Origin of the sequence: uncultured Planktosalinus sp., assembly GCF_963973675.1 — a bacterium.
Classification (GTDB): domain Bacteria; phylum Bacteroidota; class Bacteroidia; order Flavobacteriales; family Flavobacteriaceae; genus Planktosalinus.
Window position 1 is genome coordinate 1 of the sequence record NZ_CAXBAN010000173.1, and the last position, 5,545, is coordinate 5,545.

At 40.1% G+C, this 5,545-nt stretch carries 4 protein-coding genes and 1 pseudogene; all 5 read right to left on the bottom strand.

The window, feature by feature from the left end; genetic code table 11:
* A pseudogene (locus tag AACY61_RS07970) lies at positions 1–717 on the bottom strand (M1 family peptidase); the annotation flags it as partial.
* Between the two features lie 136 nt (positions 718–853).
* Positions 854–2,185, bottom strand: a complete 1,332-nt coding sequence (locus AACY61_RS07975) for a M28 family metallopeptidase (RefSeq protein WP_339611045.1) — start codon at positions 2,183–2,185, stop codon at positions 854–856.
* 37 nt (positions 2,186–2,222) lie between these two features.
* The gene (locus tag AACY61_RS07980; protein WP_339611046.1) at positions 2,223–3,080 is read right to left on the bottom strand and encodes a sulfurtransferase; all 858 of its coding nucleotides are present in this window, start codon (positions 3,078–3,080) and stop codon (positions 2,223–2,225) included.
* 166 nt (positions 3,081–3,246) lie between these two features.
* A complete protein-coding gene (locus AACY61_RS07985; protein ID WP_339611047.1) occupies positions 3,247–5,049 on the bottom strand; it encodes an acyl-CoA dehydrogenase family protein in 1,803 nt (600 codons plus the stop codon).
* A gap of 40 nt (positions 5,050–5,089) precedes the next feature.
* Positions 5,090–5,449 carry a four helix bundle protein gene (locus AACY61_RS07990; protein ID WP_339611048.1) on the bottom strand — a complete coding sequence of 120 codons (360 nt, stop codon included), beginning with the start codon at positions 5,447–5,449 and terminating at the stop codon, positions 5,090–5,092.
* Positions 5,450–5,545: the final 96 nt, after the last annotated feature.

The following is a 5,545-nucleotide window of genomic DNA, read 5'->3' on the forward strand; positions in this document are numbered from 1 at the left end:
TTCTCCTTTATATTGTTCGCCGAAATGTACATAATCTCCAATATTTATGTTTACACCATAATTGTTGATGGGGTTGGTAACAAACCAATGCCAGGTTTTTGTATTGTCTTTGTGCTCCTCTATACTTCTAAGCCTTCCGTTGGAAACATTAATTAATTGTTCTGGTACGCGAACACTAATAGCCATACTATCTGCTTCGTCATACATATGGTCTTTATTTGGCCACCAAATGCTGGCACCGATTCCCTGATTAGAAGAAGCAACAAAATGGTTTCCATTCTTGTCTTTTTCCCAAGTAATACCTCCATCCCAGGGTGCATTAACCGCCTTTTTTGGATGACCACTGTAATAAATTTCTATTTCTTCGCTGGCCCCTTTTTGCTGTGGTTTTAATAAAGAAATAAAATGTGCGTTGCCAGTGCTGGTAAATTCCAGATTTTTACCGTCCTGAGTGATTTTTTCAATATTCAGAGGATTTTGCAAATCCACTTGCAGCACTTGATAGGGCTCAAGCACGCTATATCGAATCGTGTTTTTACCTCCCAACCATTGATCGTTGGGTTTGACTTCAATATCGAGATGGTAGTATGTCAAATCCCACCAAACACGCTCTGGAGTAACGCTTCCGCGTAAGCTGTCTTGTAAGGTGAAGGTTTGGGAAAATATTGAGTTTCCCGAAAAAAAAATGAGAATAAGTGCAATAGTATATTTGCTCATCGATATTCAATTTGTACAAAAATAGTTTAGTTTTTTAAATGGACACTTCTTTTATTTTTCAGTATAAAAAAATAAAGAATTGGCTATGCAAAATTAAAGAGTATAAATGTCTAAAACTATAAATAGTTGTCTTGCTCTACCTAAACACGCCTTCCGGAAAAACCACCACACTTTCGTGCCCATCTTTTCCTATGGCTGCAACTCCAAAAAAGTAATTGTCAATCACGATGCCATCCAGCGTAAACTCAGAAACATCGCCAACATTTCTGCTGAACTCCCAGATTGGTGAAGTGGTGTCTCTCCAGTAAATTTTATAGCCAACAGCACCGGGTACTTTGTCCCATTTTAATTTTGCTGAAGGTTCCACGATACCACCAATCATAACATTTTTTGGTGCCGTTGGTGCCCAGGCTAAAGAGGCCATTGCTATCGCGTTTACAGCAGTGAGTTTGGCGGCGTATTCAAAGTTGACGTGCTCAACAACATCACCATAAGCAATACCGTTTTCAACTCTGATGTCCTGATGCTGCTGGTTGTAGTTTTCATGGGCTTCCATAATGCGAATACCTGCAAATCCGGCATCATTAAAAGGACGATGGTGCCCACCGCGCCCAAAACGATCTAAACGGTAAATGAGCATAGGGTTCATCTCCGGCATATATTTTTTTGTGGTTTTGTAAACATAACGAGCCAACTGTCTTGAGATGCCATCTACTTCTCCTCCGTAAAACCGCCTCATCGAACGCTCTCTTTCAGTTTCGGTGGGAGGGACGGGTTCTGAAAAAATACGGAAATCCCTGTTGCTGATCACACCATTGACACCTTCAATATTTCCAATCATATCGTTGTTAAGCACTCCAATGATTTCCCAACCTTGTTCTTTGGCGTAATTGGCCAGTCCGGCACCGCCAAAAAGCCCTTGTTCTTCTCCGGAAAGCCCGGTGTAGATAATGCTGTTTTCAAATTTGTATTGTGACAAAACCCTGGCCGCTTCAATGGCTCCGGCCACACCGGTGGCATTGTCATTGGCTCCCGGCGAATCGGAAGTATAATTATTGGGGTCACTTACCCGGCTGTCAATATCACCGCTCATAATAACAAAACGATTAGGATTTTTGGTGCCACGTTGTATAGCAACTACATTGACTACCCACACATCAAATGGAATACGGGCATTGGAGCCTTCCTTGACTAAATCTTTTTGATAAAATACTTCCAAACAATTGTTACAGTTTTTTGAAATTTGGTCAAATTCCTTTTTAATCCACCGACGTGCAGCACCGATACCGCGAGTATCTGAAACGGTGTCACTCAGGGTATGCCGCGTTCCGAAATTGGCTAAAATAGTGACGTCTTTTTCTAGTCTTTCGTGGGAAACTTCATCTATAATGTTATACAAACGAGTGTCAGTTTGGGCAGTTAAAATGGAAAGAGTACAAAATAAAAAAGGAAAAATTAATTTTTTCATTTAAGTGATAGTTTTAGATAAATATAGAAATTCAAAATCAAAAAGTTTTCTTTGTATCAGTTAAAGTTGAAATGGGTTTGTTGTTTCGTGACCATTCACTCCATGAACCCACATAGAGTTTGGGCAGAGCTAAGCCTGCAACTGCAAAGGAAAGTAAAGTGTGACATGCAGTAACACCCGAACCGCAGTGTACAATGGTGTTGTCTGCAGCGAATTCCTGATACATCTTTTTTAGTTCAGTTGCCATTTTAAATTTACCGTTTATTTGTAGATTTTGATGATAAGGCATATTTATAGCACCTGGAATATGACCGGCCACAAGGTCAATGGGCTCGGTTATCCCTTTGTATCGTTCAGGTTCCCGAACGTCAATTATTAAAGCTCCTTGGCTTTCTGAGATTTTGTAAACCTCTTCTAAAGTTATTGTAGGAAGTAACCATTTTTCAGTAGTATATGGTTTTACAGACTTTTTAATAGGTCTGTTGGCGTCTGTTGGGAAGCCGGCAAGTTCTGCTTTTTCAGGGCCACCATCCAGTACCTGTACGTTATTGTGCCCCAAAGCTTTAAGCATCCACCAAAAGCGAGCCGCTGCATTGGCACCATCATTTTCATCGTATACAATAACGTGTGAGTGAGAATCAATGCCCAAGCGAGCTATTAAAGAAGCAAATTCTTGCACTTCGGGTAACGGGTGCCTCCCTCCGTCGGCTGCATCTTCTTTGATATTGGACAAATCTGTATTTAAATCTACAAATTGTGTGCTTCTAAGGTGTTTTTTTAAACAGTTTTTATAAGTAGATTCTCCAGATCCTGCGTGAATTAAAACAAGGTCTTCTTGATCTTGTAAACCACATAAATCTTCAGAATTTAATAGCGGTGGCAACATTTGGCTCATTTTAAATAATTTCTACTTTGAAAGATAAGGAAATTAGAAAAAAAAGTTGACTGAAATATTAAAAATGCAGATAAAAAAAACGCCCCATAGAATAAGGGGCGTAAAGTGTGGTATTAATAACTCTATGATAATTTTGCCTTGTAAAAGCTTGAGAGCTTATTTGTTGTTAAAACGGATAATCATTTTCAGAAATCACTTTTTCAGCTATAGTGCGTCGCAGAGCAATAATATCTGGGTAGTTGGTGTACTTGGTAAACCTTTTTAGCCCCATCATCATCATTTTGAGTTCGTCACCCTCAGCAAAAGAAATAATCCCTGTTTTCGCAGCGGTAGTAATTTTTTCTACAGCATGATAGAGATTGAGTTTTGCCATTGCAATTTGCTCTTTTTGGTTGTTTTCACCAAAACGTTTGGCATTTTTCTCGGCTCTTAATAGTGCAGATTCAGCCATATAGATTTCAATAAGAATATCTGCAGCATTGAGCAGTAGTTGTTGGTGCTCTTCTATGTCCTGACCATATTTTTTAACCGCACCACCGGCCACCATCAGAAAAACTTTTTTCAATTTCCCAATCATTTCTTTTTCTTCAGCTAGTAGTTCTGAGTAATCAGGGGTATCAAAGGAAGGGATTCCCAACAATTCCTCACTAACTGCTGTGGCTGGTCCTAAAAGGTCTACGTGGCCTTTCATTGCTTTTTTGACGAGCATCCCCACAGCGAGCATACGGTTGATTTCGTTAGTACCTTCGTATATTCTGGCAATACGGGCATCACGCCAGGCGGCTTCCATTGGAGTGTCTTTTGAGAAACCCATTCCACCAAAAATTTGGATGCCTTCATCAGAACAATTCTGAATGTCTTCAGAAACAGCTACTTTTAAGATGGAACATTCTATGGCATATTCTTCAACACCTTTCAATTCGGCTTCCTGATGGTCGTTGCCATCGGCTTCACGCAATGCGATACGGTCTTCAATATTTTTTCCGGCACGGTAGGAAGCACTTTCGCCCACATATGCTGCGGTGGCCATTTCAGCAAGCTTTTGCTTGATGGCACCAAACTGAGCGATGGGCGTTTTAAACTGAACACGTTCATTAGCATACTTTACAGCATTTTCAGTTACACGACGTTGGGCGTCCAAACAAGCTGCGGCTAACTTAATGCGACCCACATTGAGTGCGTTCATTGCAATTTTAAATCCCCCATTGCGTTCCCCCAATAGATTTTCAGCCGGCACTTTTACATCACTAAAAAACACCTGGCGAGTTGATGAACCGTGAATACCAAGTTTGTGTTCTTCCTCACCAAAAGTCATTCCTTCGGCCTTGTCACGCTCCACTATAAAAGCGGTGATGTTTTTGTCATCTTCAATACGTGCAAAAACGATGAATATTTTGGCAAATCCCGCATTGGATATCCACATTTTTTGTCCGTTGATGCTGTACTGTTTACCGTCATCAGAAAGAACCGCTTTTGTTTTTCCGCTGTTGGCATCGCTACCGGCACCGGGTTCGGTTAAACAGTAAGCACCAAACCATTCGCCACTGGCAAGTTTGGGTACATATTTTTTCTTTTGCTCTTCGGTTCCGTAAAGGGTGATTGGTAAAGTACCAATTCCTGTGTGCGCGCCAAAAGCCGTACTAAACGACCCGGTCGCTCCCGATATATAATCACAAACAAGCATGGTGGTAACAAAACCCATTCCCATGCCACCATAAGCTTCTGGGACAGCAATGCTCAACAAACCGAGTTCGCCGGCTTTGCGCATTACTTCTTCAGTGAAGTCATAATCTTTCTTTTCAAAGCGTTCTTTGTGAGGCCAGATTTCCCTATCCACAAACTCTTTTACAGAGTCACGCATCATTTTTTGTTCCTCACTAAAATCTTCAGGCGTGAAGATATCTTCGCAGGCGGTTTCTTTTACGATGAATTGGCCACCGCGGAGTAATTCTTTATTTGTTGTTTCCATAACTTAATTGACTTAGGACTTCAAGACTTACGACTTAGGACTAAACTAATCCGTCTATAAATTTTGAAATCATTGCTTGAATTTTATTAATTTTTGTTTCTAAATGTTTGTATGTTTCAAAGTTGATGTAACCAGCTTCAAAAGAAATAATAAGCTGGGTTTCCCATTCATAAGCTGAACCAAGCGCATTTTCGAGGTATAGTATGAAATGTTTATTAGTATTTCTAGCTGTACCTTCTGCTATATTTGAAGGAATCGAAACAGCAGAGCGTTGCAATTGGCTGCTTAAACCATAAACTTCAGATTTAGGGAATTTTTTTGATGTTTTATAGGTTTCTTTTGCAATTTCGATTCCCTCTTTCCAGATTGTCAGTTTTCTAAAATTATGTTTTGATGCCATTTTTAAGTTATTAAAAAAACTAGTCTTATGTCTTAAGTCTTGCAGTCTTAAGTCTATTTCAGAAATTCATACACCCCTGCAGCTCCCTGCCCGGTT

What these genes read in the sequence shown, in the direction of transcription:
- AACY61_RS07975 (WP_339611045.1), bottom strand. Translation starts at nt 2,185, where the DNA reads ATGAAAAAATTAATTTTTCCTTTTTTATTTTGTACTCTTTCCATTTTA.
- AACY61_RS07980 (WP_339611046.1), bottom strand. Translation starts at nt 3,080, where the DNA reads ATGAGCCAAATGTTGCCACCGCTATTAAATTCTGAAGATTTATGTGGT.
- AACY61_RS07985 (WP_339611047.1), bottom strand. Translation starts at nt 5,049, where the DNA reads ATGGAAACAACAAATAAAGAATTACTCCGCGGTGGCCAATTCATCGTA.
- AACY61_RS07990 (WP_339611048.1), bottom strand. Translation starts at nt 5,449, where the DNA reads ATGGCATCAAAACATAATTTTAGAAAACTGACAATCTGGAAAGAGGGA.